The 462-nt window shown below is 49.1% G+C and carries 1 protein-coding gene; it reads left to right on the top strand.

The genetic code is table 11. From position 1 onward, the window contains the following. Positions 1 to 462, top strand: a 462-nt coding sequence (locus tag NXS07_RS20820) for a packaged DNA stabilization protein (RefSeq protein ID WP_258087610.1), incomplete at both ends; no start/stop codon positions are given.

Below are 462 nucleotides of genomic sequence, written 5' to 3'. Positions count from 1 at the left end.
GTCTAAATTCCAACAATATGAAATCGGCTCTGTGCGTGATATCTGCCGATCCCGTGGGCGTTATATCTGGGCGAAAGAGGGCACTGATACATTTGGTGTTACCGATCTTGAGGATGAATCGCATCCAGACCGTTATCGTGCATTGTACCGTGCAGAATCACAACCAGACGGCATCATCGGCATTGATACATGGCGTGACTTCGTGGTGTGTTTCGGTTCATCAACCATTGAATATTTTTCTCTGACGGGTGCGACCGATACACAGGCCGCTATCTATGTCGCTCAACCTTCATTAATGGTACAGAAAGGCATTGCCGGCACGCATTGCAAAACAGTATTCGGTGACTCCCACGCTATTATCAGCCATCAGGCCACGGGTGCGCCATCGGTCTATGTCATTCGTCAGGGACAAGTAGCCCCGATAGCCACAGCATCAATAGAGAAGATACTGAGAGACTACAC

Origin of the sequence: Xenorhabdus bovienii (genome assembly GCF_024721015.1) — a bacterium.
Classification (GTDB): Bacteria; Pseudomonadota; Gammaproteobacteria; order Enterobacterales; family Enterobacteriaceae; genus Xenorhabdus; species Xenorhabdus bovienii.
Note: the sequence above shows the minus strand (reverse complement) of the source record. Positions and strands in the feature narration are given on the sequence as shown.